The sequence below is a fragment of the Leisingera sp. genome, from assembly GCF_034669605.1.
Classification (GTDB): Bacteria; Pseudomonadota; Alphaproteobacteria; order Rhodobacterales; family Rhodobacteraceae; genus Leisingera.
This window is the reverse complement of the sequence record NZ_JAXMOX010000006.1, coordinates 24689-47876: the sequence shown is the minus strand read 5'-3', so window position 1 is coordinate 47876 and position 23188 is coordinate 24689. Positions and strand designations below refer to the sequence as shown.

Below are 23188 nucleotides of genomic sequence, written 5' to 3'. Positions count from 1 at the left end.
GCAGCCCTGCCACGCGCGTTCCGGCAAATGCTGCCGCGCCTGCGGTTAGATAGCTCCATAAAGTGTGCCCTATGGCTGCCGGGAACAGAGTTAATGCCGCTACTGCCATTCCGCTCAGCGCCTTTCGATCTTTGCCAAAGCGCACCAGCCAGTACGCATCGCGCAACAGCAAAAAAACCACCAGCGCAACCGATAGAAACAGCAACACTGCCATACCCAAGATCAGCTCAAACAGGGCGGCGGCTTGTTGCTGCCCAATCTGGCAACCGGCCAGCCCGGGACGGACCGCGGCACAGCCAGAAGGAGCGGCAAAAAGGCTGTTCCAATCGATCAGGACAAAACCGAAAGCGTGGAACAGATAGTTGACGCCAGTCAGCAGCGCTATCCAAAGCCCTGCAGCACGTGTTCTTTTTGTGACTGTCTTCACCGGCTCATTTCTCAAACTTGCTTAGCCAGCAGCCGGTTCCGTCAAGTACCCCGGGGCTTTCTGTTTCTTTCTGGCCGGAAATACTCCGGAGTGAATGCGCTGCGAGGTGCGGAGGGGCAGCGCCCCTGCTCACAAACGAAAAACCCCCGCAAGCAGGCTTGCGGGGGTTTGATGTATCTTAATGTCAGTCAGACAAAGGTCAATCTTTGCCCTTGTGCGGCGCCCACAGCTTCTTGTTGGTCAGGTACAGCAGAACCGACAGGACGGTCAGGAACAGCACGCCGACAAAGCCAGCCTGCTTGCGTGCCATCATCTTGGGTTCGGCAGTCCACATCAGGAAGGCCGCGACGTCTTGCGCCATGGCATCTACATCATTGGCATGGCCGTCCGCAAACTCCACCTGCTCATCCGACAGCGGCGGCGCCATTGAGATCCAGCCGCCCGGGAAGGCAGTGTTCTGATAGAAGGTGGTGCCCGCTTCTTCCTTGCTTTCGCCGGTGTAACCGGCCAGCAGCGAGGCGATGTACTCGGCGCCGCCCATGCCCTTGAACAGCTGGTTCAGACCCGAGCCGTAGGGGCCGTGAAAACCCGCACGCGCCTTGGCCATCATGCTGAGGTCCGGGGCGCCGGCGTTGTTGTTCTCCGGGAAGTGGTCGACCGGCTTGGCCGGGCGGTCCTCGTCCAGTTCCGCATCATAAACGCTGAAGTTGTCAGCCGCGTAGGCCCGCACCTGGTCTTCCGGCAGCTGCGGGCCGCCCTCGTCGCCCAGGGTGCGCAGCGGCACCAGCTTCAGCCCGTGGCAGGCTGCGCAAACCTCGGTATAAATCTGCAGGCCGCGCTGCAGCTGGTTGCGGTCATAGGTTCCGAACGGGCCCTCAAACGAGAAGGAGTAGTCGGTGATGTGCTGCTCGCCGCCGCCTGCTGCGTATGACGCAGCAGGGATCATGGCCAGAGCGAAGGCGGCACCGGTTGCCAGTTTCTTGAACATTGTCAGGTGTTCCTTCTTCTTACTCGGCAGGAGTGGCTTCAGCAGAAGATTTTTTGCCGTAGTGGGCGTCGAAATCCTCTTCGATGGTGGCAGGCTGAGCCGTCGGTTTTTCGATCACACCAAGCAGCGGCAGGATCACCAGGAAGTAGCCGAACCAATAGGCTGATGCGATCAGCGAGAACGACGCATAGGGTTCTTCCGCCGGCATCGCACCCAGCCACATCAGGGCAAAGAAGTCGACGACCAGCAGCGCAAACCACCATTTGAACATCGGACGGTAACGGCCCGAACGGACGCGCGAGGTGTCCAGCCAGGGCACCAGCGCCATCACGGCAATCGCACCGAACATCGCCAGAACACCAAAGAACTTGGCGTCGACAATGCCGCCGGTCACGAAGGAGGCAAACTGCACCACCCACACTTCCGAGGTGAAGGCCCGCAGGATCGCGTAGAACGGCAGGAAGTACCATTCCGGAACGATGTGCGCAGGTGTCACCAGCGGGTTGGCTTCGATGTAGTTGTCCGGGTGGCCCAGATAGTTCGGCATGAAGCCAACGATGGCCCAGAAGATCACCAGCACCACGGCCAGACCCAGGAAATCCTTGATCACGAAGTAGGGCCAGAACGGCAGGGTGTCTTTCTCGGCTTCGGCTTTGGACCCTTTGCGGACATCAACACCCGTGGGGTTGTTGTTGCCGGTGGTATGGAAGGCCCAGATGTGCACGATCACCAGCGCTGCAATCACGAAGGGCAGCAGGTAGTGCAGCGAGAAGAAGCGGTTCAGCGTGGCGTTGTCCACCGCCGGTCCGCCCAGCAGCCAGGTCTGGATCGGCTCGCCGATGAAGGGGATCGCGCCGAACAGGCCGGTGATCACGGTGGCGCCCCAGAAGGACATCTGCCCCCAAGGCAGCACGTAGCCCATGAAGGCGGTGCCCATCATCATCAGATAGATCAGCATTCCGACAATCCATGTGATCTCGCGGGGCGCCTTGTAGGAGCCGTAGAACAGACCGCGGAAGATATGGATGTAGACAGCAACAAAGAACAGCGAGGCACCGTTCATATGCAGATAACGCAGCATATGGCCGCCGTTCACGTCGCGCATGATGTGCTCGATTGACGCAAAGGCCAAATCGGCGTGCGGCGTGTAATGCATCACCAGGACGATGCCGGTAACAATTTGCAGCGCCAGGCAGAAGGCCAGGACGATGCCCCAGATCCACCACCAGTTCAGGTTCTTGGGGGTGGGGATCATGATCGTGTCGTAGAGGAGACCGACGATGGGCAGGCGGCTATGCAGCCACTTCTCTGCGCCTGTCTTCGGCTCGTAATGGTCGTGCGGAATACCGGACATGAGCGCGTTTCCTTATCCCAGCTTGATGGTGTTGGCGTCGGTGAACTCAGCCACCGGCACATGCAGGTTCTCAGGCGCCGGGCCTTTGCGTATGCGGCCTGCGGTGTCGTAGTGCGAACCGTGGCAGGGGCAGAACCAGCCCTGGAAATCCCCAGCGCCATCGCCCAGCGGCACACAGCCCAGGTGGGTGCAAACACCCATCATCACCAGCCATTCGCCGGCCTCGTCCATGGTCCGGTTGGTGTCAGCCGCGTCGGTGCCCGGCTTGTTCGGGTTTTCCGACCGCGGGTCGATCAACTCGGACAGCTCCACGGCACGGGCTGCCTCGATCTCTTCCTGGGTGCGGCGGCGGATAAACACCGGCTTGCCCAGGAACATGACCGAGATCTGCGTGCCAACTTCCACGCCGCTGACATCGACCAGGATCGAGGACAGCGCTTTCACGTCGGCGGAGGGGTTCATCTGGTTGACCAGGGGCCATACGGCGGCACCCGCGGTCACTGCCCCGGCGCCGGCAGTGGCGTAGTAGAGGAAATCTCTCCGGGTTCCTTCGTGGTCTTCTGCGTGGGACACGAGGTTTTCTCCAATTCCAGCGCCCGTTTAGGGCAAACATGCGCATGCACTGCGATTGCTCGCAGTGACTCAGGCGCGTGTCTAGCGGGGAGAAGGGCATTCGTCCAGCGGTCATAGGCGCGCAGAAAGCCCCAAGAGGTCATTTCTGTTACGCTTGTGTGACAGTGCCGCACCCATATCGGTGCGGCACTGTCCGGTTTCAAGGGCCGGCCTCAGGCGGCCGGTGGTTTTGTCGCTTGCATCGAGGGCCGCGATTCGAACCCTGCAAGCCAGCCTGCCAACGCCTCGTTGCCCTGACGCCAGCCCGCATCCGGATGACGGTAGTCCACATAGCCCAGCGCACAGGCAACTGCGATCTGGCCAATATCAAGCGGCCCCTGCAGGTGGCTCATCCAGCGTGCATTCAGCGCCGCGCAGCCGCCCAGAACCTTACTGCGCTGCGCATCAATCCAGCCATCCCATTGCTTGTCTTCGGGGCGCAACCGCTTTTCATAAGACATCAGTACCGCCGCATCCATGATCCCGTCGGCGGTGGCTTCCAGCACCTTGCTGTCCCAGCCGCCGCCATAGAGCTTGCCGCCGGCCCGGTCGTCCAGATAGGCGCAGATCACCCGGCTGTCATACAGTGCCGGCCCGTCCTTGCGCTCCAGCGCCGGAATCTTGGCCAGGGGATTGCTGGCCTTCACTTCCGGGCTGGGGTTGAGAGGGGTGGTTGTGACATCTTGAATTTCAATATCATCCAACTGCCCGGTTTCATGCAGCAGCACCAGAACCTTGCGGGCAAAGGGCGATGCCGGTGAATATGTAAGCTTCATGAAAAATCCTCCGTTGTTTGACCGCAGACTACTGCAAGCCGAGCCGAGGGGAAGGGCCAAATACCGCTCTGTGCTATGCTGGGCAGGCGGAACCAGTAAAGGGAGGGACCCCAAATGATCATGCGGGTATTCCAGGTTGTCACCCGGCCCGGTAAGGAAGCCGAGTTCAGTAAGTTTTTCCATGAAACCGCCATCCCCCTGATGAAAGGGACCGATGGCATCGTTTCCGTCCTCCCCGGTGCACCGCGGTCTGAGACCCCGCGGGAGTTCAGCTTTGTGATGGTGTGGAAGGACCTGGCATCGCTCAAGGCCTTTGCCGGCGAGGATTACACCAGTCCGCACATCGACCCCGCGGAGGCTGAACTGGTCGAGTCGCGGACTATAAAACACTATGATCTAGTGGAAACCTGACCCTGCCTGCAATTCCCGCTTGCAGGAATCTTTTCCGCTTGGCAAAGTCTCGCCGTTCTCAGGGCGGGGCGGAATTCCCCACCGGCGGTAAGCGGGCCAAGCCCCGTAAGCCCGCGAGCGGCTTCCAGAAACCGGAAGTGTCAGCAGATCTGGTGCAATTCCAGAGCCGACGGTCACAGTCCGGATGGAAGAGAACGTGCAGAAGGGCGGCGCCAGGCGTGCGCCCGTCTGTTCGTGATCGCCTTGGGTGACGTGTCAGAACCTATGGAGATTACGATATGACACACACCCGCTATGCCTTCATCAAGGCGCAATGGCACGCCGATATTGTGGACCGTGCTCTGGAAGGGTTTCAGCAGCTGATTCCGGCGGATCAGATAGATGTCTTCGATGTGCCCGGTGCCTTCGAAATGCCGCTGCTGGCGCAGGAGCTGGCCAAAACCGGCAAATACGCCGCCGTGGCCTGCGCCGCACTGGTGGTCGACGGCGGCATCTACCGGCACGACTTCGTGGCGCAGGCCGTGGTTGACGGGCTGATGCGCGCTGGCATGGACACCGGCGTGCCTGTGCTGTCGGTGTCGCTGACGCCGCATCACTTCCAGGAGACGGATCACCACATGGCGATCTACCGCGCCCATTTCGTGGAGAAGGGCCGCGAGGCGGCGCGGGCGGCGCTGATGATCACCGAAACGCGCCGGGCCGCGCGGGCCGCCTAGCCCAAATAGGCCTTCAGAGCCGGCGGCGGGTTGTCCAGCAGCTCCGCCGTCGGCTGCGGGGGATGGGCCTTGCCTTCCGCGACCAGCACCACCTGATCGGCAATGCGGCGGGCATCATTCGGTTCATGGCTGACCATCATCACGGTGGCGCCGCTTTCGCGCGCGAGCGCTGCCACCAGATCCAGCATCCCGGCCTTCAAAGCCGGGCCAAGCGCTGCAAAAGGTTCATCCAGCAGCAAAATATCGCGGCCCTGCACGAGCACCCGCGCCAGGGCCACCCGGCTTTGCTGCCCTCCGGACAGTGCCGCGGGTTTTCGGGGTCCCATGCCGCCAAGGCCAACCCGGATCAGCGCGGCGTCAATCTTTTGCCACTCCGCCTGATTGAGCCGCAGGTTCGCATGCAGCCCCAGGCCGACGTTCTGCGCCACGGTCAGATGCGGAAACAGATTGCCGTCCTGAAACAGCATGGCCACCGGCCGCTTGCCAGGCGCCTTGCTGGTCAGGTCCGAGCCGTTCCAGGAAATGCACCCGCGGATGACGGGCAGGAAGCCTGCCACCGCCTCCACCAGCGTGGACTTCCCGGCACCCGAAGGCCCGATCACCGCGACGCAGGCGCCCGGCGCAATCTCCAGGTCCGCCTCCACCGCATAGCCGCCGTTCATAATACGGCAATTCTCAAACTTCAGCATGCCAGCGCCCTCCGCGGTCCAAAATCCAGAACGCCCCCATCGAGAGCACCAGCAAGAGGAGCGCCGCCCCTGCCGCCGCGTCCATCCGGTATGCCCCCATCAGCCGGTAGATTTGCAAGGGCAGAGTGGCGAAATCTGGATCGGCAAACAACGCCACCACACCCAGATCCCCCATCGACAGTGCTGCGGCCAAACCCGCGGCAAATCCGGTTTGTGCGCGCATCCGGGGCAGATAGACCCGGCGCACAAAGGCCCAGCCCTGCATATCCAGCGACAGCGACAACCGGCCATAGCGGCCCAGCACCTCCCGCGCCCGCGGGACCAGGATACGCATGGCAAAAGGCAGCGCCATCACCGCATTGACCAATGCGGTGACCGGCAGCGCCAGGGCAAAGGGGTCTGCAACCGGGTAGATCAGAATGAACAGCCCGGTACCGATCACCAAAGGGGAAGCCGCAAGGCCAAGTATGCCCGACAATTCGGTCAGGCTGTTCCGGCCGGCCGCAGCGGCAGCCGCCATTGGCAAAGCCAACGCCAAAAGGATCACTGTGCTGATTGCAGCCACCAGGATGGAATTTCCCGCGGCCCGCCATACCGTGCTGTTCAAATCAGCAAGACCGGGCAGTCCAGACAGCACAATCGCTGCCAGCGGCAGCAACAGGAAACCGGCTGAAAGAGCGATCCAGGCGGCGTCAAGACCGCGCGCCGCAGCCCCCTGCCCGTCCCAGCGCCGCACCGCGCGGTCAAGGCCGGCGCCGAAACCTTCGCCTGCCGACACCCGCAGCGCCGCCAGTGCCGCAGCGCCGGTCAGCAGCAACTGCACCCCAGACAAAAGCGCGGCGCGACCCAGATCGAAATCAAATCGGAATGCTTGGTAGATCGCGAGCTCGATTGTGGTCGCCCTGGGGCCGCCGCCAAGGGTCAGCGCAACCGCGAAGCTGGAAAGGCAGATGGCAAAAACGACAGCCAAAGCACCCGGCGCCACCCGGCGCAGCATCGGCCCCTCCAACAGCCGCCACATCGCCAGCGGCCCGGCCTTCAATTGCGCCGCCAAACGGAAGCGTTCAGCCGGTATTTCCTGCCAGCCTTGCAAGATCAGCCGTGTGGCCAGCGGCAGGTTGAAGAAGACATGCGCCAGGACCACCCCGTGCAGACCGTAAATTTGCACCGGCTCCAGCCCGATCAGGCCGAAAAAGCTGCTCAGCCAGCCAGCCCGGCCAAACACCGCCAGCAGACCCAGAATGGCGACGATCACTGGCAGGATGAAGGGGGCGCCGAGCAGGGCAATCAGCAGAGCCCGCCCCGGAAACCGCCGCCGCGCCAGTGCGCGGGCCACGGGAACCGCCAGACCGACGCTCAGCAGCGCCGACAGGCTGGCCTGAGTGAGCGTGAACCGCAACGCCGCCCAGTCGCTGGCACCCAATCCGGTTCCGGCCTCGGCCCTGAGTGCCACAGCACCCAAGGTTCCCAAGATCAGCGCGACGACAAGCAGTGCCGCGCTGATTCCAGGAAAGCCGCTTACTGGCTGAGCGCGTCCAGCCATTCGCCCAGCGCCGCATCCCGCAATTCTGCCGCTTCAGTCTCGCTCAGCAGCAGCGATTTCTCCGGCGCGATCAGCGTCTCAAAACCCTTCGGCAGACCCGCTGCCGGTGTCACTGCAGGATACATCCAGTTGGTGGTCGGAATGATCGACTGAAAGGCGTCGGACACCATGAAGGCCAGGAACTGATCGGCCAGCTCAGGCTGATCGGTGTTTGCCAGCTTGCCCGCAACTTCGACCTGCATGTAATGGCCTTCGTCGAAAGCGGCTGCTGATTTGGAGCCGTCTTCCTCGGCAATCAGGTGATAGGCGGGCGAGGTGGTGTAGGAGAGCACCATGTCGGCCTCGCCTTCGAGAAACATACCGTATGCCTCGGACCAGCCCTTGGTCACGGTCACGATGTTGTCTGACAGGCCCGTCCAGATTTCCGGCGCCTCGTCGCCATAGGCCGCTTTTACCCAGAGCAGCAGGCCTAGGCCAGGGGTCGAGGAGCGCGGGTCCTGGATGACAATCTTCTTGTCGCTTTCAGCCAGCGCTTTGAAGTCCGCGGGCGCCGCTGCATCAGCGTTATGGACAAAGGCGAAGTAGCCCCAGTCATACGGCACGAATGTCGCGTCGTTCCATTCGACCGGCAGCGCATATTCGGCACTGACCGCGTGCTCGGCAAACAGGCCGGTTTGCTTGGCCGCAGAGGTCAGGTTGGTGTCGAGCCCCAGCACCACATCGGCGTCGGACCGTTCACCTTCCAGCTTCACCCGCGCCAAGAGCGCGGCGCCGTCGCCCGCACCAACCAGCTTCAAATCGCAGCCGCAGACCGCTTCGAACGCTTTTTCGACTGCCGGGCCGGGGCCCCAGTCGGAGACAAAGCTGTCGTATGTATAAACGGTGAGTTCGGGCGTTTCGGCAAAAGCTGCCGAGGCGCCAAGCAGTCCCGCTGCAAATGCAAGATGTTTCATGCCATCCTCCTTTGCGGCTTTGGGCAAGGGTGGAGGCTGTCCAGTACCTTCCCTCCGCCGGTGTGATCCGGTTCAGGTTCAACGGGTGTCATCTCAGCGCTGCCGCGCACCCCGAGGTCGCGCGGACCTTAGAGTTCAGTGCAAGGAAAGACAAGCAGAAGGCCCGTCTGGCCTTGGTGTTCAGGGCGTCCGGACTGCCCTGCGGCACCCCAATAATAGGTCATCATTGCTGACCAAATGTTTCGCGCGCGAAACATTTGGTGTGACTCGCTGTCCTTTCTGCCCTGTTAACCCTTGAGCCTGTGCGCGGCCTTGTTTGCAAGGGATGTTCGCGGGCGTCTGCTGACAGACAGCGCCGCTGCGGCAACGGATGCCCCTTGAGGCGTTGCGCCGGGACGGGTAAGCACGTCCCGCAAAGGAGACCGCGCTTCATGTCGATGAACAGCTTTGGACACCTCTTCCGTGTCACCACCTGGGGCGAAAGCCACGGGCCTGCGCTTGGCGCCACCGTGGACGGCTGTCCGCCGAATGTGCCGCTGGAACCGGAAATGCTGCAGCGGTGGCTCGACAAACGCCGTCCCGGCCAGAACAAGAACACCACCCAGCGGAATGAACCGGATACGGTAAAGATCTTGTCCGGCGTGTTCGATGGCATGTCCACTGGCACGCCGATCCAGCTGATGATCGAAAACACCGACCAGCGGTCCAAGGACTACGGTGAAATTTCCCAGACCTTCCGTCCGGGCCATGCCGACATCACGTATTTCCAGAAATACGGCAACCGCGACTACCGCGGCGGCGGGCGGTCTTCGGCGCGCGAAACCGCGGCGCGGGTTGCGGCCGGCGGTGTTGCACGTGAAGCAATCAAGGCGCTGGCACCGGGGATGGAGATCAAGGGTTACATGACCCGGATGGGTGAGCTGGAAATCGATCGCAGCCGGTTCGACTGGGACGCGATCGAACAGAATGATTTCTGGATCCCCGACGCGGGTGCGGTGCAGGAGTGGGAAGACTATCTGCAGGCCCTTCGCAAGGCGCATGACTCGGTTGGCGCGGTGGTTGAGGTTGTCGCCCGGGGTGTCCCTGCCGGCATCGGCGCACCGGTTTATGGCAAGCTCGACACCGACTTGGCGGCTGCAATGATGTCGATTAACGCGGTGAAGGGCGTGGAGATCGGCGAAGGCATGAATGCCGCCCGGCTCAAGGGTTCGGAAAACGCCGATGAGATCTTTATGGGGGAAACCGGTCCTGAGTATTCCTCCAACCACGCCGGCGGCATTCTGGGCGGGATTTCTACCGGACAGGACGTGATTGTGCGCTTTGCGGTGAAGCCGACGTCTTCGATCCTGACCCCGCGCCAGTCGATCCGCAAGGATGGCTCGGTTGTGGAAGTCATCACCAAGGGCCGTCACGACCCCTGCGTCGGCATCCGCGCGGTGCCGGTGGCCGAGGCGATGATGGCTTGCGTGATCCTGGACCACCTGCTGCTGCACCGCGGTCAGATTGGCGAGAATCAGGGCCATATCGGCTGAAAACAGGCGCTAATCAGACTGAATGCCCGCATGCCTGCGCAGGCTAGTCGTGATCTGTGGCGCATTGGCTGTGATCGCCGAGCGCGGTCAGCACCTTGCAGCAGCCACCGTTGCCGCCGTCGCAGAGGTGGCTGATCCGCTCCAGCTCCGAGGCCAGCTGTTCCAGTTGGCGGATGCGGTCGCGGATATTGGCAAGCTGGCTGCGGGCGATGCGGTCTGCCGCGGCGCAGTCGTCCCCCAGCTGGCCGTCCAGCCCCATCAGCAGCTTGATATCCTCCAGTGAAAACCCAAGGTCGCGGGCGTGCTTGATGAACCCCAGCGCATCCATCCCGTCCTGCCCGTAACGCCGCTGATTGCCGGCATTGCGGCCCGGCGGTGGCAGCAGGCTTATTTCCTCGTAGTAGCGGATGGTGGGCACCTTCACGCCGGTGGCCTTGGACAGCTGGCCGATAGAAAACATCGCAGATCCTCTTGAAGCTCTAGTGACTAGAGCCCTTAGGTTGATCCCGAATCAGAATTGAGGACAAGTGAAATGGCAGGCTGCTGCAATCATGAGGCAAAATTTGACGGGGTTTCCGCGGACTACAAACGCAGGCTATGGCTGGTGATCGCCATCAACGCCGGGATGTTCGCGGTGGAAATGGGGGCTGGCCAGCTGTCCGGCAGCCAGGCACTGAAAGCAGACGCGCTGGATTTCCTGGGCGACGCGCTGACTTATGGCATTTCGCTGGCGGTGATCGGGGCATCCCTGCGCACCCGGGCGCTGGCGGCACTGGGCAAGGGGGTCAGCCTGTTGCTGATGGGGGCCTGGGTGTTCGGGTCCACGGTGTATCAGGTGTTCTATGTCGGTGTTCCGCAAGCCCAAATCATGGGTGTTATCGGATTTATGGCGCTGGCGGCGAACTTGATTTCGGTGATGTTACTGGCGCGCTACAAGGACGGCGACGCCAATGTGCGCTCGGTCTGGCTGTGTTCACGCAATGATGCGATCGGCAATGTCGCGGTGATGATTGCGGCGCTGGGGGTCTGGGGCACGGCGACTGGCTGGCCGGACCTGATCGTGGCCGGGATCATGGGCGGGCTGTTCCTGAGCTCTGCCTTCCAGATCCTGGTGCAGGCGGTGCGGGAATGGCGCGAGGAAGAGGCGCACGCAGAAGCGCATCAGCACTAGGGCAGAGACCGTCCGCGGGCGGAAGCGAAGCGCCCGCCCGTGGGGGCGGACGGGCGCTGCCCGGGCCGACGGCCCGGGTCGGTGAAAATTAGCAGAAAAGCCCTGCGTACTCTTCGCGCAGGGCTTTCTTCTGCACCTTGCCCATGGTGTTGCGCGGCAGCGCGTCCAGCAGGATGATCTCCTTGGGCTGCTTGAACTTGGCCAGTTGGCCGGAAAGCGCCGCCTTGATCGCTTCGGCGCTTGTGCCGTCACCGTCAGGGACCACCACGGCCACCACACCCTCGCCGAAATCGGGATGCGGCACGCCGATCACCGCGCTTTCCAGCACGCCGGGCAGGCCGTCGATCAGGCTCTCGACCTCTTTCGGGTAAACGTTGAACCCGCCGGTGATGATCAGATCCTTCTCGCGCCCGACAATGGTGACATAGCCTTCGGCATCAATCTTCGCCATGTCACCGGTGATGAACCAGCCGTCCGACTGCAGTTCCTCTGCCGTTTTCTCCGGCATCTGCCAGTAACCCTGGAACACATTCGGCCCGCGCACCTCCAGCACGCCGATCTCTCCGGCTTGCACCTCTGCCTCGTCCTGCATCACCCGCGCCTCGACCCCCGGCAGCGGGAAACCAACGGTGCCGGCCCTGCGCTCTCCGTCATAGGGGTTTGAGGTGCTCATATTGGTTTCGGTCATTCCGTAGCGTTCCAGAATGCGGTGGCCGGTGCGGGCCTCCCATTGCTCGTGGGTGTCCACCAGCAAGGGCGCGGATCCGGAAATGAACAGGCGCATGTTTGCGGCCCGCTCCTGCGTGAGGCGGTCATCCGCCAGCAAGCGGGTGTAAAAGGTCGGCACCCCCATCAGCGCCGTGGCGGCGGGCATTGCCTGCAGGATCGCATCGGCATCGAACATAGGCAGGAACACCACTTGGGCCCCCGCAAACAGCGCCACATTGGTCGCCACAAACAGCCCGTGAGTGTGGAAAATCGGCAAGGCGTGAATCAGCACGTCTTCCTTGGTGAACCTCCAATAATCCCTCAGGGTCAGCGAGTTGGACGCCAGGTTTTCATGGCTCAGCATCGCGCCTTTGGAGCGGCCAGTAGTGCCGGAGGTGTAGAGGATCGCTGCCAAATCATCCGGCTCGCGGGCAACGGGGTCAAACCCGGGCTGCCCATCCGCCAGATCGCGCAAGGATCCCTGCCCCGCCGCATCCAGCGTCAGAACCTGCGACGCCCCGCAGATAGTGCGGATCTCCTTCAGCCGCGTGGGATCGCAGACCATGACGCGCGGCGTTGCGTCGCCCACGAAATAGGCCACCTCAGGCCCGGTGTAGGCTGTGTTCAAAGGCAGGAAGATGCCGCCGGCCATGACGGTGCCGAGGTACAGTTCGATCGCTTGAATGGTTTTCTGCACCTGCACTGCCACCCGGTCCCCGGGCCGAACGCCCTGCGCCGCCAATGCCGCCGCCATCCGCTCTGCACCAGCAAACAGCGCCCCGAAAGTGACCATGCCGCCATCCGGCTGCCGGGCAAAAACATGATCGTCGCGCCCCAGCGACGACTGGCGCAGCAAGCGGATCAGGTGATTGGCATCATACATTGGCGGCTCCCGTCTAAACCGGCGCCATTTGCGCCTTCTCCCCGTCCGAAATCAAGCCATTGATCTTTACGGCGCTTGGGAGCAGGGTCGCGCCATGGTAAACTCCTTAACATCGCATCGGCCTATGCTGGCGATCCTGCTGAAAGTGGCAGCGATTGCGCTGTTCACCGCTCTGTCGGGGATCATCAAGGCAACATCCGAAACTGTGCCGGCAGGGGAGGCGGTGTTCTTTCGCTCCTTCTTCGCGATTCCGGTAATTGTTGCCTGGCTCGCCGCGCGCGGCGAGCTGCGGCACGGGCTGATCACAAAAAAGCCTATGTATCACGTGTGGCGCGGGCTGGTCGGAACCTCGGCGATGGGGATGACCTTCATGGGGCTGGCGCTGCTGCCGTTGCCGGAGGTCACCGCCATCGGCTATGCCACCCCGATTTTCACCCTGATCCTGGCCGCGCTGTTCCTGGGAGAAACCATCCGGCTGGTGCGGATCAGCGCCGTTGCGATTGGCCTGCTTGGCGTGCTGATCATGATCTGGCCGCGGCTGGGCGGCGATCTAGAGAATGGCGCCATGCTGGGCGTGCTGCTGGTGGTCGGCGCCACTGTCGCCCGAGGCTTCGTGCAGATCCACATCCGCCGGATGGTGCAGTTCGAGCACACCGCAGCAATCGTGTTCTACTTCTCGCTGACCGCCTCCGGGCTGGCGCTGCTGACCGCGCCTTTCGGCTGGGTGATGCCCGATCCGAATACGGCCGCGTTGCTGGTCAGTGCCGGGCTGGTTGGCGGGGTGGCCCAGATCCTGGTCACCTCCTCCTACCGCTTTGCCCCGGCCTCGATGCTGGCGCCTTATGACTACGCCTCGATGATCTTTGCAATTATCATCGGCTATATCTGGTTCGACGAGTGGCCGACGCTGGTGATGCTGGCCGGCGCAGCGCTGGTCATTGCCGGCAATGTTCTGGTGATCTGGCGCGAGCACCGGCTGGGCCTGCAACGCGGCAAGGCCAAGCCAATGATCGACCCCAAGGGCGGATAACAAGCTCTAACTGGACCAGATACCGGAAATCATCGCGCCAAGAGCCACAATGTGGATCAGCATGATCGCCCGGTCGTTCCATAGCACGCCAACCAGGAACCAGCCTGTGAGTCCAGCCAGGAACAGATAGATATTCCAGGGATGCAAGCCCCATGCGGTGGCAGAGTATCCGAGGATCTGCACGATGGACGCGGCCCATTTCAGAACAAATGCCGGGTTGAGTGTGGTTGCTTTTGGCAAAGCCTGAGCGTCAGACTGCACGGGTCAGCCCCCCGTCGACGCGGATGTTCTGGCCAGTTGTATAAGCGGCTTCTTCCGAGGCCAGATAAGCAATCAGCGCAGAAATCTCACGCGAGGTGCCGTAACGGCCCATAGGAATGCGGGCTTTGCGGTCCTCCGTTTCAGGCAGGCTGTCGATGAAACCCGGCAGCACGTTGTTCATCCGCACGCCCCGGACCGCGAATTTGTCCGCAAAAAGCTTGGTAAAGCTCGCCAGCCCGGCCCGGAACACGCCGGACGTGGGGAACAGCGGATCCGGCTCAAACGCCGCAAACGTCGAGATATTGATAATCGAGCCTTTCCCCTGCGCTGCCATGATCGGGGCCACCAGCCGGGCCGGGCGGATCACGTTCATCAGGTAGTATTCCATCCCCAGATGCCAGTCGTCATCGCTGATTTCCATAATGTCGCCCTTGGGCCCGTGACCTGCGGAATTGACCAGAACGTCGATCCGTCCCCAGCGGTCCATCGCCTTGTCCACCAGCGCCTGCAGATCCTTTTGCTCTATGTTAGAGCCGCTATGCCCCACCCCGCCCAGTTCCTGAGCCAGGGCCTCGCCCTTGCCTGAGGAGGAGAGAATGGCAACCTCATACCCCTGTTCGTGCAGATGGCGGGCGGCCTCGGCACCCATGCCGCTGCCTGCGGCGGTGAAGAGAGCAACTTTGGTCATATCCATACTCCTTTGCTTGTTCTCAAGATGGAGGTTGACGGCGCGCTTGACCAATCATGTCTCATCGCGCGAGACTGCAGAAAAACTACTGCCTTGGATCTGATGCGCCTGCCCAACCTCAATGCCCTGCGGATGTTTGACGCTGCCGCCCGCCACCTGAACTTCGGCCGTGCGGCCGAGGAGCTGCATCTGACCCAAGGGGCCGTTGCTCAGCAAGTGCGCAGGCTGGAGGCGGATCTGGGGCATAAGCTGTTCCACCGCCACGCACGCGGGCTGACGCTGACGGATACCGGGCGCAGTTACCACGCGCCGGTGAGCCAAGCCCTGACGCTGGTCCGCGACGCGACGGACAAGCTGGCGCCGGCGGTGCAGCAGGTGACGCTGTCGGTGACGCCTTCCTTTGCGTCGAAATGGCTGGTGCCGCGGCTGCCGGAGTTTGAAGCGGCGCATCCGGATATTGATTTGCGGGTGGTGGCCGAGGAAAGCCTGACTGATTTCAAACGCGATGGGATCGGCATTGCTATCCGTCAGGGCGGCAAGCCGCAGGAGGGAGGTTTGAATTCTGCCCTGCTTTCGCTTGTAGATCTGGTCGCCGTGGGACCACAGGATATGGCTTTGACTTTGGGAGATACTCCAGATCTCGCCGACTTGGCGCAGTACACGTTGATCCAGGACGGGCATCGGCATTGGGATCTGCTGCTGCGTCAGGAAGGGCTTAATGCAACCGGACGGGTTCTGCAATTCAACCAGACCGCTCTGGCTATGGATGCGGCCATGAACGGCCAGGGCATCGCACTGGTGCCACGGATATTTCTTGGCAGCCAGCCGCTGGTGGTCATTTGGCAAGCACCCCGTCTGGGGGACCAGGGATTTTATGTGCTGTGGCCCAGCGCAAGGGGCCGGGCCAAGACGGTGGTGGACTGGCTGTTGCGCCAGTAGGGCTCGGTCAGGGGCAGCCGCGGCGATTTCCGTTGCCTTAGGTGAATTAATGGCACCACCGCGGCCCCGTTCAGGCCGCCACGTGCTGCTGCCGCTAGGCTGCGGGCGACATGCCGACCTGTTTGCGGAACACCCGTGAAAAGGCGGGCTCGGACGCGCAGCCGGCAATTTCCGCGGCAGCGGCCACGGTCAGCCCCTGTTCCGTCAGCCCTTGACAGGCGATCTGCAGCCGCCAGCCGATCAGGTATTGCATCGGTGTCACCTCCATCTTGGCGGTAAACTCCTGAGCGGAGGAAGTGCGCCACATGTACCTCGGATCCGATCATCCGCAGGGTCGCCTCAATCCAGCCTCCGGCCCCCTCGCCGTAGTTCTCAATCACAATGAAGGGCGGCGGCTTGGCTGTCCCGCACTGCATGGTCAGTCACGGACATCCGGCCGGTCCTCCCGGCCGCGGTTGCTCATCAACCGGCTCATGGCGAGAATGCCGGCAGCGAGCAGCGCCAGCAGCACCGCGTGACCATAATAGCCTAGCCCCGAGGCCATGCCGACACCCCCGGCCGCCCAAAGGCTGGCCGCCGTCGCCATCCCTCCGACCCGCTCATCGCCATGTATGATCGCCCCGGCGCCTAGAAAGCCGATCGCTCCGACAATCCCCTGCATAATTCGCGTCGGGTCAGTTCCCATATCAAGGGTCAGCGCTTCCATCGACAATTCCATGGTGATCAAGGTAAAACCCGCCGCCCCAAGCGAGACAATCATATAGGTCCGCATGCCCACCTTGCGATGCCGCAGCTCCCGGTCCAGGCCCAACAGCGCGCCGGCTGCAGCGGCGCAGATCAGGCGCAGACACAGCTCCCAATAGCTCACATAAGCAATACTCAGGTCCATCGCGTTCCCGTTCCTCCGTGGCGGGCAGCAGCACGCAGCGTGCCCCGGAATGATTTTCCGTCAATATGCCCGACTATGGCACAGTACCGGAATGAGTGCAGATAAATGGCTTTGGCCGCTATGAACCGTGAAAGGCAGTCCGGCGCCGCAAAGAAAAAACCCCGCACGCAGGCGGGGTTTTCCGTTCCGTATTGGCGTGCACTTACGCGCGGACCAGTTTTTCGTAGTCCTCGGCGATCTCACGGGTCAGCGCGCCGACTTCGAATTTGTAGGGTCCGATCTCGCCCACCGGCGTAACTTCGGCGGCGGTGCCAGTCAGCCAGCACTGCTCAAAGCCTTCCATTTCCTCCGGCTTGATGCGGCGCTCATGCACGGTGATCCCCTTGTCTTTCAGCATCTGGATCACGGTCTGGCGGGTAATGCCATTGAGGAAACAATCCGCCAGAGGGGTGTGCACCTCGCCATCCTTTACGAAGAAAATGTTGGCGCCGGTCGCCTCGGCCACAAACCCGCGCCAGTCCATGAACAGCGCGTCCGAGCAGCCCTGCGCGGCCGCTTTGTGCTTGGATATGGTGCAGATCATGTAAAGGCCTGCCGCCTTGGCATGGACCGGGATGGTTTCCGGCGAGGGGCGTTTCCATTCGGCAATCGCCAGCTTGGCGCCCTGCATTTTGGCGTCGCCATAGTAGGCGCCCCAGCCCCAGACCGCGATTGCCATCCGCACCGGGTTGGCAGCCGAGGCCACCCCCATATCATCACCGGACCCGCGCCAGACCAGCGCCCGCACATAGGCATCCTGCAGGCCGGAAGCCTTCAGCGCCTCATCCTTGGCCGCCTCGATCTGATCGACTGTGTAAGGCATCGGCATGTCCAACGCCTCGGCCGATGCGATCAGGCGTTCGGAATGCTCGCGGCTCTTGAAGATCTTGCCGTTATAGGCGCGCTCGCCTTCGAACACGGAGGAGGCATAATGCATGGCATGGGTCAGAATATGCACCTTGGCATCCCGCCAGTCGACCAATTCCCCATCCATCCAGATCACACCGTCGCGGTCGTCATAACTTGCCATGCCGCACCCTCCTAAAACTCTGCGGGATTTCCATTTATTGCGCTAGTTGCGACCGGACCGGACACAATCTTGCGCCAAAGCTGCGATTCGATACATCTTCACCCTTGGAATGTCAACAACACTGACATAAACTGACCGGCATTACAGACGAGGGGGCACCGAATGCCTGAAGGCCGGACAGGGCAGGGATACGGCGGCGAAAGCCTGCTGTTCCTGACGGATGAGCAGCTGCGCCAGGGGATCGAGGCAATGTTTTTTGCCTACCGCGGCTTTACGGCCGACCCGGACCGGATTCTGGCAGAATTGTCCTATGGCCGGGCGCATCACAGGGCGGTCCACTTTATCAACCGTTCGCCCGGCACGACAGTGAACAACCTTCTCAGCATACTGGGTGTCACCAAACAATCGCTGAACCGGGTGCTGCGCACATTGATCGGCGATGGTCTGGTGATCAGCAAGGTGGGTGAGCTGGATAAGCGCGAGCGGCATCTGTACCTGACTGATCAGGGCGCCGCTCTGGAGGCCACGCTGTCGGATGCCCAGCGCGCCCGGATGCGCGCCGCCTATAAGGATGCAGGCCCCGAAGCGGTGCAAGGATTCAAGAAAGTGCTTGAGGCAATGATGGATGCGGATATGCGCCGTGCCTATGCCAAGCTGCGGGATTGAGCCACATGAGCATGAATGACGCCCATCTGCTGATCGTCGATGACGACGAGCGCATCCGCAGCCTTCTGAAAAAATTCCTGATGCGGTCCGGCTTTCTGGTAACGGCAGCGCGGGATGCGGCCCATGCCCGGCGGGTGTTGGCAGGGCTGGATTTTGACCTGATCGTCATGGATGTGATGATGCCCGGCGAGGACGGTATCTCGCTGACGCAATCGCTGCGAGAGACCATGGCCACACCGATCCTGCTGCTGACCGCCAAAGGCGAGACCGAAGACCGCATCGCTGGCTTGGAGGCAGGTGCAGATGACTACCTGCCCAAACCCTTTGAGCCGAAGGAGCTTTTGCTGCGGGTGAACGCGATCCTGCGGCGGATGCCGGACACTGTGGCACAGGAATGTGCCCTCAAAGTGCTGCATCTGGGCGCCATCCGCTATGACATTGAACGCGGCGAGATGTGGCAGGGCGACGAGCTGATCCGCCTCACCGGCACCGAAAGCCAGCTGATGAAGATCTTCTCGGCGCAGCCGGGCGAGCCAGTGTCCCGCACCAAGCTGGTCGAAGATCTGGGCCGCGACCGCGGTCAGGCGCAGGAACGCGCTGTGGACGTGCAGATCACCCGCCTGCGCCGCAAGATCGAGCCGAACCCGAAACAGCCGCAATATCTGCAGACGGTGCGCGGCGCCGGTTATATGCTGGCACCTGACTAAAGCCTTTTGCACTCCTTTTTCTGGCTGAGAATATCCCGTAGACTGGAACGGAGTCCCGGCTTTTTCCTTGCGGCCACAATCCGCCCCCTCCTAGGGTCGCGCCAAGGCCCGCCGCAGGAGGAGACCCCGATGACCACCGCCCTGATCACCCATGCCGATTGCCTCACTCATGTGACCCCTGACGGCCACCCGGAACAGGTCGCACGGCTGGCGTACATCCTGCACGCGCTGGAACTCTTGGAGCTGAAGCGCATCACCGCACCGATGGCCGCCGAGGACGACATTCTGCGCATCCATCCGGCAGACTACCTCTCGGACTTGCGCAAAGCCTCCCCGGCGGAGGGCTGGGCACAGATCGACGGCGACACGTTCATGTCCCCCGGCTCTCTGGATGCCGCCTTCCGCGCAGCGGGCGCGGCGGTGCGCGGTGTCGACATGGTGCTGGGCGGCGAGGTGCAGAACGTTTTTGCCGCCGTGCGCCCGCCGGGACACCACGCGGAGACCGGTACTGCCATGGGCTTCTGCCTGTTCGGCAATGCCGCGCTGGCCGCCAAACACGCGCTGGACCATCACGGCCTCAGCCGGGTCGCGGTGGTGGATTTCGACGTGCACCACGGCAACGGCACCCAGGATATCTTGTGGGACGAACCGCGCACTCTGGTGATCACCAGCCAGCAGATGCCGCTCTGGCCCGGCTCCGGCCGCCCGGATGAGGACGGCGCCCATGGCACGATCCTGAACATGCCGCTGGCGCCGGGCTCCGGCCGGGCGGAGATGCAGGCGGCCTATGAGGGGCAGGCCTTCCCGCGCCTGCGCGCGTTCAAACCGGAGCTGATCATCATCTCGGCCGGCTTTGACGCCCATCAGGACGACCCCCTTGCCAGCCTCAACTGGGCCACAGCCGATTTCGCATGGATTACCGCCGAGCTGTGCAAACTCGCCAGTGATCTCTGCCAGGGCCGTATCGTCTCGACTTTGGAAGGCGGATATGATCTGAACGCGCTGGCCGCGGCAACGCGCGCACATGTGGAAGAATTGATAAAGGCACCGGCATGACTGAGACCCCCGTAGACCAGATGAGCTTTGAACAGGCGATGCGAGAGCTGGAAGGCGTGGTGGACCAGCTTGAGCGCGGCGACGTGGCGCTGGATGCCTCGATCGACCTCTATACCCGGGGCGCCGCGCTTAAGAAGCGCTGCGAGGACGAGCTGAAACGCGCCGAGGAAAAGGTCGCCGCCATCACGCTGGACGCAAACGGCACTCCCAAGGGCACCCAGCCGCTGGACGCCGGCTAAGTTATGACCGCCGCAGCAGACACCCAAACGCGTCCCTTTGCACAAGCGCTGCAAGACGCACAGGCCCGTATCGCCGCACATATGGAACTGCGGCTGGCAAGCCGTGACGAGCTGCACGCCGCCATGCGCTACGCCGTTACCGGCGGCAAGATGCTGCGCGGATTTCTGGTGCTGGAAAGCGCCAGCCTGCATGGGGTTTCGATGGAGGCCGCAATCGAGGCAGCCCTCGCCATCGAATGCATCCATGCCTACTCGCTGGTGCATGACGACTTGCCTTGCATGGACGACGACGATCTGCGCCGCGGCCAGCCCACCTTGCACCGCAAATGGGACGAGGCAATGGCGGTGCTGGCAGGCGACAGTCTGCAAAGCTTTGCCTTTGAACTGCTGGCGGACCGCAAGGTTGGCCCCCATGCGCTGACCCTGATCCGCGGCCTGGCGCACGCTTCCGGCAAGGACGGCATGGTCTCGGGCCAGATGCTGGATATTGCAGCGGAAACCGCCGCCGGGCCGCTGACGCTGGAGCAGATCACCCGGCTGCAAGGCCGCAAGACCGGCTGCCTGATCGACTGGTCCGCCTCCGCCGGAGCTGTGCTGGCGGGCGCCGACACGGCACCGCTGCGGCAATACGCACGCGCCCTCGGCCTTGCTTTCCAGATCGCCGACGACATTTTGGATGTCGAGGGTGATGCCGCCAAGGTCGGCAAAGCCGTGCGCAAGGATGCCGACGCCGGCAAGGCAACCTTTGTCTCATTATTGGGCCTGACAGAAGCCAAAGCACGTGCAAGGGAACTGTGCGAGGAGGCCTGTGCCGCCCTTTCCCCCTATGGCGCGGCCGCCGGAACCTTGAAGGATGCCGCGCGCTTCGTTATTGCGCGCGAGAGCTAACCCCGTGCCACGCCCCGGCATCCCGACAGGCGCTGCCCAAGGAGACATCATGTCCGACCGGCCGAACACTCCGCTTTTGGACCAGATCGCGCGCCCCGCGGATCTGAAGGGGCTGTCTGACACACAGCTGGCTCAGGTCGCCCACGAGCTGCGGCAGGAAACCATTGCTGCGGTTTCTGTCACCGGTGGCCATCTGGGCGCGGGCCTCGGTGTGGTCGAGCTGACCACCGCATTGCACGCCGTCTTTGACACCCCGCGGGACAAGGTGATCTGGGACGTCTCGCACCAGTGCTACCCGCATAAGATCCTGACCGGGCGCCGCGACCGCATCCGCACCCTGCGCATGAAGGACGGCCTCAGCGGTTTCACCAAACGTTCCGAGTCCTCTTATGACCCCTTTGGTGCCGCGCACAGTTCCACCTCAATCAGCGCCGCGCTGGGTTTTTCCGTAGCACGCGACCTCGGCGGCGTGATCCCCGAGGGCATCGGCGACGCCATCGCGGTAATCGGCGACGGGTCAATGTCGGCAGGCATGGCGTTTGAAGCGATGAATAACGCAGGCCATCTGGGCAAACGGCTGATCGTCATCCTGAACGACAATGAGATGTCGATTGCACCGCCGGTGGGCGCGCTGTCCTCCTATCTCTCGCGCCTCTATGCAGGCGAGCCTTTCCAAGAGCTTAAGGCGGCGGCTAAAGGTGCCGTTTCGCTGCTGCCCGAGCCCTTCCGCGAAGGCGCCAAACGCGCCAAGGACATGCTGAAGGGCATGGCGGTCGGCGGCACATTGTTCGAGGCACTCGGCTTCTCATACCTTGGACCAATAGACGGCCACGACATGGACCAGCTGCTGCCTGTGCTGCGCACGGTCAAAGCCCGCGCCACCGGTCCGATTCTGATCCACGTCCTCACCAAAAAGGGCAAGGGCTACGCCCCGGCGGAAGCCGCCCTCGACAAGGGCCACGCCACCGCCAAATTCGACATGATGACGGGTGAGCAAAAAAAAGCGCCCTCCAACGCGCCTTCCTACACTTCGGTCTTCGGCAATGAACTGGTGAAGCTGGCCGCCAAGGACGACAAGATCTGCGCCGTTACTGCAGCCATGCCCGACGGCACAGGGCTGAACCTGATGGCAGAGCGCTACCCCTCGCGCACCTTCGACGTCGGTATTGCCGAACAGCACGGCGTGACCTTTGCCGCCGCCCTGGCCGCAGGCGGTATGAAGCCGTTTTGTGCGATGTATTCCACCTTCCTGCAGCGCGGTTACGACCAAGTAGTGCACGACGTGGCGATCCAGCGGCTGCCGGTCCGCTTTGCCATCGACCGCGCGGGTCTGGTAGGTGCGGATGGCGCCACCCATGCCGGCAGCTTCGACATCGGTTTCATGGCCAACTTGCCGGGCATGGTGGTGATGGCCGCTGCCGACGAGGCTGAACTGGCTCATATGGTCGCCACAGCCGCCGCCCATGACAACGGCCCCATCGCCTTCCGCTATCCGCGCGGCGAAGGCGAAGGCGTCGAGATGCCGGAGACCCCCGAAGTGCTGAAAATCGGCAAGGGCCGGATGATCCAGGAGGGCAAGCGCGTCGCCCTGCTGTCCTTCGGAACCCGCCTTGGCGAGGTCCGCAAAGCTGCCGAAGCGCTGGCCGCCAAAGGCATCACCCCGACGATTGCCGACGCCCGATTTGCCAAACCGCTGGACCGCGATCTGATCCTGCAGCTAGCTACTGTTCACGAGGCGCTGATTACCATCGAGGAAGGCGCGGTGGGCGGTTTCGGATCCCATGTGGCGCAGCTTCTGGCCGAGGCAGGCGTTTTTGACAGCGGCCTCAAGTTCCGCTCGATGGTTCTGCCTGATACCTTCATCGACCAGGCCAGCCCGGCGGACATGTATGAGGCTGCAGCGATGAACGCGCCGCAGATCGAAACCAAAGTGCTGGAAGTGCTGGGCGTCGCTACGATTGGCGAGAAGCGAGCATAGCCGCCGCCCGGCAGG

The 23188-nt window shown here is 62.6% G+C and carries 27 protein-coding genes and 2 riboswitches; of the genes, 12 read left to right on the top strand and 15 right to left on the bottom strand.

The features are described from left to right. The 5 genes from VOI29_RS01560 to VOI29_RS01540 form a co-directional block, all read right to left on the bottom strand. A partial coding sequence (locus VOI29_RS01560; RefSeq protein WP_323775703.1) for a hypothetical protein occupies nt 1-427 on the bottom strand: 427 nt, incomplete at its 3' end. Nucleotides 428-626: 199 nt separating this feature from the next. After that, nucleotides 627-1415, bottom strand: a complete 789-nt coding sequence (locus tag VOI29_RS01555; RefSeq protein ID WP_323775702.1) for a cytochrome c1 — start codon at nt 1413-1415, stop codon at nt 627-629. 19 nt (nt 1416-1434) lie between these two features. Next, entirely contained in the window at nt 1435-2769 is a 1335-nt protein-coding gene (petB, locus tag VOI29_RS01550; protein ID WP_323775701.1) for a cytochrome b, read from the bottom strand. A 12-nt stretch (nt 2770-2781) separates the two neighbouring features. Continuing rightward, nucleotides 2782-3342: a ubiquinol-cytochrome c reductase iron-sulfur subunit gene (petA, locus tag VOI29_RS01545; protein ID WP_323775700.1), complete on the bottom strand. Its 561-nt coding sequence runs from the start codon at nt 3340-3342 to the stop codon at nt 2782-2784. A gap of 212 nt (nt 3343-3554) precedes the next feature. Further along, nucleotides 3555-4157, bottom strand: coding sequence for a glutathione S-transferase (locus VOI29_RS01540; protein WP_323775699.1), 603 nt, complete (start codon nt 4155-4157; stop codon nt 3555-3557). 114 nt (nt 4158-4271) lie between these two features. Here VOI29_RS01540 and VOI29_RS01535 point away from each other — a divergent pair, with 114 nt between their 5' ends. Together VOI29_RS01535 and VOI29_RS01530 are read left to right on the top strand one after the other, a co-directional pair. After that, nucleotides 4272-4568, top strand: a complete 297-nt coding sequence (locus tag VOI29_RS01535; protein WP_323775698.1) for a hypothetical protein — start codon at nt 4272-4274, stop codon at nt 4566-4568. A 50-nt stretch (nt 4569-4618) separates the two neighbouring features. After that, a riboswitch (FMN riboswitch) is annotated at nt 4619-4768 on the top strand. A gap of 78 nt (nt 4769-4846) precedes the next feature. After that, on the top strand, nt 4847-5284 hold the full coding sequence (locus tag VOI29_RS01530) for a 6,7-dimethyl-8-ribityllumazine synthase (RefSeq protein ID WP_323775697.1): 438 nt from the start codon (nt 4847-4849) through the stop codon (nt 5282-5284). Here the strand turns inward: VOI29_RS01530 and VOI29_RS01525 are convergent. The 3 genes from VOI29_RS01525 to thiB are packed head-to-tail and all read right to left on the bottom strand — an operon-like array spanning nt 5281 to nt 8469. Beyond that, nucleotides 5281-5973 (bottom strand): ATP-binding cassette domain-containing protein, encoded by a 693-nt coding sequence (locus VOI29_RS01525; RefSeq protein ID WP_323775696.1) that lies wholly within the window; start codon nt 5971-5973, stop codon nt 5281-5283. The two genes, VOI29_RS01530 and VOI29_RS01525, sit on opposite strands and share 4 nt — an antisense overlap. After that, nucleotides 5960-7516, bottom strand: coding sequence for a thiamine/thiamine pyrophosphate ABC transporter permease ThiP (locus VOI29_RS01520; RefSeq protein ID WP_323775695.1), 1557 nt, complete (start codon nt 7514-7516; stop codon nt 5960-5962). The genes VOI29_RS01525 and VOI29_RS01520 overlap by 14 nt, the downstream gene beginning before the upstream one ends. Then, entirely contained in the window at nt 7492-8469 is a 978-nt protein-coding gene (thiB, locus tag VOI29_RS01515) for a thiamine ABC transporter substrate binding subunit (RefSeq protein ID WP_323775694.1), read from the bottom strand. Before thiB ends, VOI29_RS01520 begins: the two co-directional genes overlap by 25 nt. Before the next feature lie 32 nt (nt 8470-8501). Next, nucleotides 8502-8593, bottom strand: a riboswitch (TPP riboswitch). Nucleotides 8594-8900: 307 nt separating this feature from the next. Here thiB and aroC point away from each other — a divergent pair. Continuing rightward, nucleotides 8901-10001 carry a chorismate synthase gene (gene aroC / locus VOI29_RS01510; RefSeq protein ID WP_323775693.1) on the top strand — a complete coding sequence of 367 codons (1101 nt, stop codon included), beginning with the start codon at nt 8901-8903 and terminating at the stop codon, nt 9999-10001. Between the two features lie 43 nt (nt 10002-10044). Here aroC and VOI29_RS01505 read toward each other — a convergent pair whose 3' ends face one another. Then, complete coding sequence (locus VOI29_RS01505) at nt 10045-10461, bottom strand: helix-turn-helix domain-containing protein (protein WP_323775692.1); 417 nt, start codon at nt 10459-10461, stop codon at nt 10045-10047. A 72-nt stretch (nt 10462-10533) separates the two neighbouring features. On the opposite strand from VOI29_RS01505, the gene VOI29_RS01500 reads away from it, so the two are divergent. Beyond that, complete coding sequence (locus tag VOI29_RS01500; protein ID WP_323775691.1) at nt 10534-11172, top strand: cation transporter; 639 nt, start codon at nt 10534-10536, stop codon at nt 11170-11172. Between the two features lie 88 nt (nt 11173-11260). Here VOI29_RS01500 and VOI29_RS01495 read toward each other — a convergent pair whose 3' ends face one another. Continuing rightward, nucleotides 11261-12763, bottom strand: coding sequence for a malonyl-CoA synthase (locus VOI29_RS01495; RefSeq protein WP_323775690.1), 1503 nt, complete (start codon nt 12761-12763; stop codon nt 11261-11263). 94 nt (nt 12764-12857) lie between these two features. On the opposite strand from VOI29_RS01495, the gene VOI29_RS01490 reads away from it, so the two are divergent. Then, nucleotides 12858-13793, top strand: a complete 936-nt coding sequence (locus VOI29_RS01490) for a DMT family transporter (protein ID WP_323775689.1) — start codon at nt 12858-12860, stop codon at nt 13791-13793. Nucleotides 13794-13799: 6 nt separating this feature from the next. Here VOI29_RS01490 and VOI29_RS01485 read toward each other — a convergent pair whose 3' ends face one another. Together VOI29_RS01485 and VOI29_RS01480 are read right to left on the bottom strand one after the other, a co-directional pair. Next, nucleotides 13800-14054, bottom strand: a complete 255-nt coding sequence (locus tag VOI29_RS01485; RefSeq protein ID WP_323775688.1) for a DUF6552 family protein — start codon at nt 14052-14054, stop codon at nt 13800-13802. Further along, nucleotides 14044-14748: an SDR family oxidoreductase gene (locus VOI29_RS01480; protein WP_323775687.1), complete on the bottom strand. Its 705-nt coding sequence runs from the start codon at nt 14746-14748 to the stop codon at nt 14044-14046. Before VOI29_RS01480 ends, VOI29_RS01485 begins: the two co-directional genes overlap by 11 nt. Before the next feature lie 96 nt (nt 14749-14844). On the opposite strand from VOI29_RS01480, the gene VOI29_RS01475 reads away from it, so the two are divergent. Continuing rightward, entirely contained in the window at nt 14845-15681 is an 837-nt protein-coding gene (locus tag VOI29_RS01475; RefSeq protein WP_323775686.1) for a LysR substrate-binding domain-containing protein, read from the top strand. Nucleotides 15682-15775: 94 nt separating this feature from the next. Here VOI29_RS01475 and VOI29_RS01470 read toward each other — a convergent pair whose 3' ends face one another. From VOI29_RS01470 to VOI29_RS01460, 3 genes are all read right to left on the bottom strand, one after another. Continuing rightward, nucleotides 15776-15988: a helix-turn-helix domain-containing protein gene (locus VOI29_RS01470; protein WP_323775685.1), complete on the bottom strand. Its 213-nt coding sequence runs from the start codon at nt 15986-15988 to the stop codon at nt 15776-15778. Nucleotides 15989-16099: 111 nt separating this feature from the next. Further along, complete coding sequence (locus VOI29_RS01465; protein WP_323775684.1) at nt 16100-16570, bottom strand: MgtC/SapB family protein; 471 nt, start codon at nt 16568-16570, stop codon at nt 16100-16102. 202 nt (nt 16571-16772) lie between these two features. Further along, a complete protein-coding gene (locus VOI29_RS01460) occupies nt 16773-17639 on the bottom strand; it encodes a branched-chain amino acid aminotransferase (protein ID WP_323775683.1) in 867 nt (288 codons plus the stop codon). Between the two features lie 162 nt (nt 17640-17801). Here VOI29_RS01460 and VOI29_RS01455 point away from each other — a divergent pair, with 162 nt between their 5' ends. The 6 genes from VOI29_RS01455 to dxs all read left to right on the top strand — a co-directional run bounded on the left by VOI29_RS01455 (nt 17802) and on the right by dxs (nt 23173). Then, nucleotides 17802-18305 carry a MarR family winged helix-turn-helix transcriptional regulator gene (locus tag VOI29_RS01455; protein WP_291734276.1) on the top strand — a complete coding sequence of 168 codons (504 nt, stop codon included), beginning with the start codon at nt 17802-17804 and terminating at the stop codon, nt 18303-18305. A 5-nt stretch (nt 18306-18310) separates the two neighbouring features. Beyond that, on the top strand, nt 18311-19012 hold the full coding sequence (locus VOI29_RS01450; protein ID WP_323775682.1) for a response regulator: 702 nt from the start codon (nt 18311-18313) through the stop codon (nt 19010-19012). Between the two features lie 129 nt (nt 19013-19141). Then, the gene (locus tag VOI29_RS01445; protein ID WP_323775681.1) at nt 19142-20068 is read left to right on the top strand and encodes a histone deacetylase family protein; all 927 of its coding nucleotides are present in this window, start codon (nt 19142-19144) and stop codon (nt 20066-20068) included. Then, nucleotides 20065-20307: an exodeoxyribonuclease VII small subunit gene (locus tag VOI29_RS01440; RefSeq protein ID WP_008554789.1), complete on the top strand. Its 243-nt coding sequence runs from the start codon at nt 20065-20067 to the stop codon at nt 20305-20307. The genes VOI29_RS01445 and VOI29_RS01440 overlap by 4 nt, the downstream gene beginning before the upstream one ends. Nucleotides 20308-20310: 3 nt before the next feature. Further along, nucleotides 20311-21195 carry a farnesyl diphosphate synthase gene (locus tag VOI29_RS01435; RefSeq protein ID WP_323775680.1) on the top strand — a complete coding sequence of 295 codons (885 nt, stop codon included), beginning with the start codon at nt 20311-20313 and terminating at the stop codon, nt 21193-21195. A 49-nt stretch (nt 21196-21244) separates the two neighbouring features. Further along, complete coding sequence (gene dxs / locus VOI29_RS01430) at nt 21245-23173, top strand: 1-deoxy-D-xylulose-5-phosphate synthase (protein ID WP_323775679.1); 1929 nt, start codon at nt 21245-21247, stop codon at nt 23171-23173. Nucleotides 23174-23188: the final 15 nt, after the last annotated feature.

Excerpts from the sequence above, each read along its gene's own strand:
- VOI29_RS01480 (WP_323775687.1), bottom strand. The coding sequence starts at position 14,748 with ATGGATATGACCAAAGTTGCTCTCTTCACCGCCGCAGGCAGCGGCATG.
- VOI29_RS01555 (WP_323775702.1), bottom strand. The coding sequence starts at position 1,415 with ATGTTCAAGAAACTGGCAACCGGTGCCGCCTTCGCTCTGGCCATGATC.
- VOI29_RS01475 (WP_323775686.1), top strand. The coding sequence starts at position 14,845 with ATGCGCCTGCCCAACCTCAATGCCCTGCGGATGTTTGACGCTGCCGCC.
- VOI29_RS01535 (WP_323775698.1), top strand. The coding sequence starts at position 4,272 with ATGATCATGCGGGTATTCCAGGTTGTCACCCGGCCCGGTAAGGAAGCC.
- VOI29_RS01520 (WP_323775695.1), bottom strand. The coding sequence starts at position 7,516 with ATGGCTGGACGCGCTCAGCCAGTAAGCGGCTTTCCTGGAATCAGCGCG.
- thiB (WP_323775694.1), bottom strand. The coding sequence starts at position 8,469 with ATGAAACATCTTGCATTTGCAGCGGGACTGCTTGGCGCCTCGGCAGCT.
- VOI29_RS01470 (WP_323775685.1), bottom strand. The coding sequence starts at position 15,988 with ATGTGGCGCACTTCCTCCGCTCAGGAGTTTACCGCCAAGATGGAGGTG.
- VOI29_RS01505 (WP_323775692.1), bottom strand. The coding sequence starts at position 10,461 with ATGTTTTCTATCGGCCAGCTGTCCAAGGCCACCGGCGTGAAGGTGCCC.
- aroC (WP_323775693.1), top strand. The coding sequence starts at position 8,901 with ATGTCGATGAACAGCTTTGGACACCTCTTCCGTGTCACCACCTGGGGC.
- VOI29_RS01445 (WP_323775681.1), top strand. The coding sequence starts at position 19,142 with ATGACCACCGCCCTGATCACCCATGCCGATTGCCTCACTCATGTGACC.
- VOI29_RS01460 (WP_323775683.1), bottom strand. The coding sequence starts at position 17,639 with ATGGCAAGTTATGACGACCGCGACGGTGTGATCTGGATGGATGGGGAA.
- VOI29_RS01525 (WP_323775696.1), bottom strand. The coding sequence starts at position 5,973 with ATGCTGAAGTTTGAGAATTGCCGTATTATGAACGGCGGCTATGCGGTG.
- VOI29_RS01500 (WP_323775691.1), top strand. The coding sequence starts at position 10,534 with ATGGCAGGCTGCTGCAATCATGAGGCAAAATTTGACGGGGTTTCCGCG.
- VOI29_RS01490 (WP_323775689.1), top strand. The coding sequence starts at position 12,858 with ATGGTAAACTCCTTAACATCGCATCGGCCTATGCTGGCGATCCTGCTG.
- VOI29_RS01530 (WP_323775697.1), top strand. The coding sequence starts at position 4,847 with ATGACACACACCCGCTATGCCTTCATCAAGGCGCAATGGCACGCCGAT.
- VOI29_RS01440 (WP_008554789.1), top strand. The coding sequence starts at position 20,065 with ATGACTGAGACCCCCGTAGACCAGATGAGCTTTGAACAGGCGATGCGA.
- VOI29_RS01540 (WP_323775699.1), bottom strand. The coding sequence starts at position 4,157 with ATGAAGCTTACATATTCACCGGCATCGCCCTTTGCCCGCAAGGTTCTG.
- VOI29_RS01455 (WP_291734276.1), top strand. The coding sequence starts at position 17,802 with ATGCCTGAAGGCCGGACAGGGCAGGGATACGGCGGCGAAAGCCTGCTG.
- VOI29_RS01465 (WP_323775684.1), bottom strand. The coding sequence starts at position 16,570 with ATGGACCTGAGTATTGCTTATGTGAGCTATTGGGAGCTGTGTCTGCGC.
- VOI29_RS01495 (WP_323775690.1), bottom strand. The coding sequence starts at position 12,763 with ATGTATGATGCCAATCACCTGATCCGCTTGCTGCGCCAGTCGTCGCTG.
- VOI29_RS01435 (WP_323775680.1), top strand. The coding sequence starts at position 20,311 with ATGACCGCCGCAGCAGACACCCAAACGCGTCCCTTTGCACAAGCGCTG.
- dxs (WP_323775679.1), top strand. The coding sequence starts at position 21,245 with ATGTCCGACCGGCCGAACACTCCGCTTTTGGACCAGATCGCGCGCCCC.
- petB (WP_323775701.1), bottom strand. The coding sequence starts at position 2,769 with ATGTCCGGTATTCCGCACGACCATTACGAGCCGAAGACAGGCGCAGAG.
- VOI29_RS01450 (WP_323775682.1), top strand. The coding sequence starts at position 18,311 with ATGAGCATGAATGACGCCCATCTGCTGATCGTCGATGACGACGAGCGC.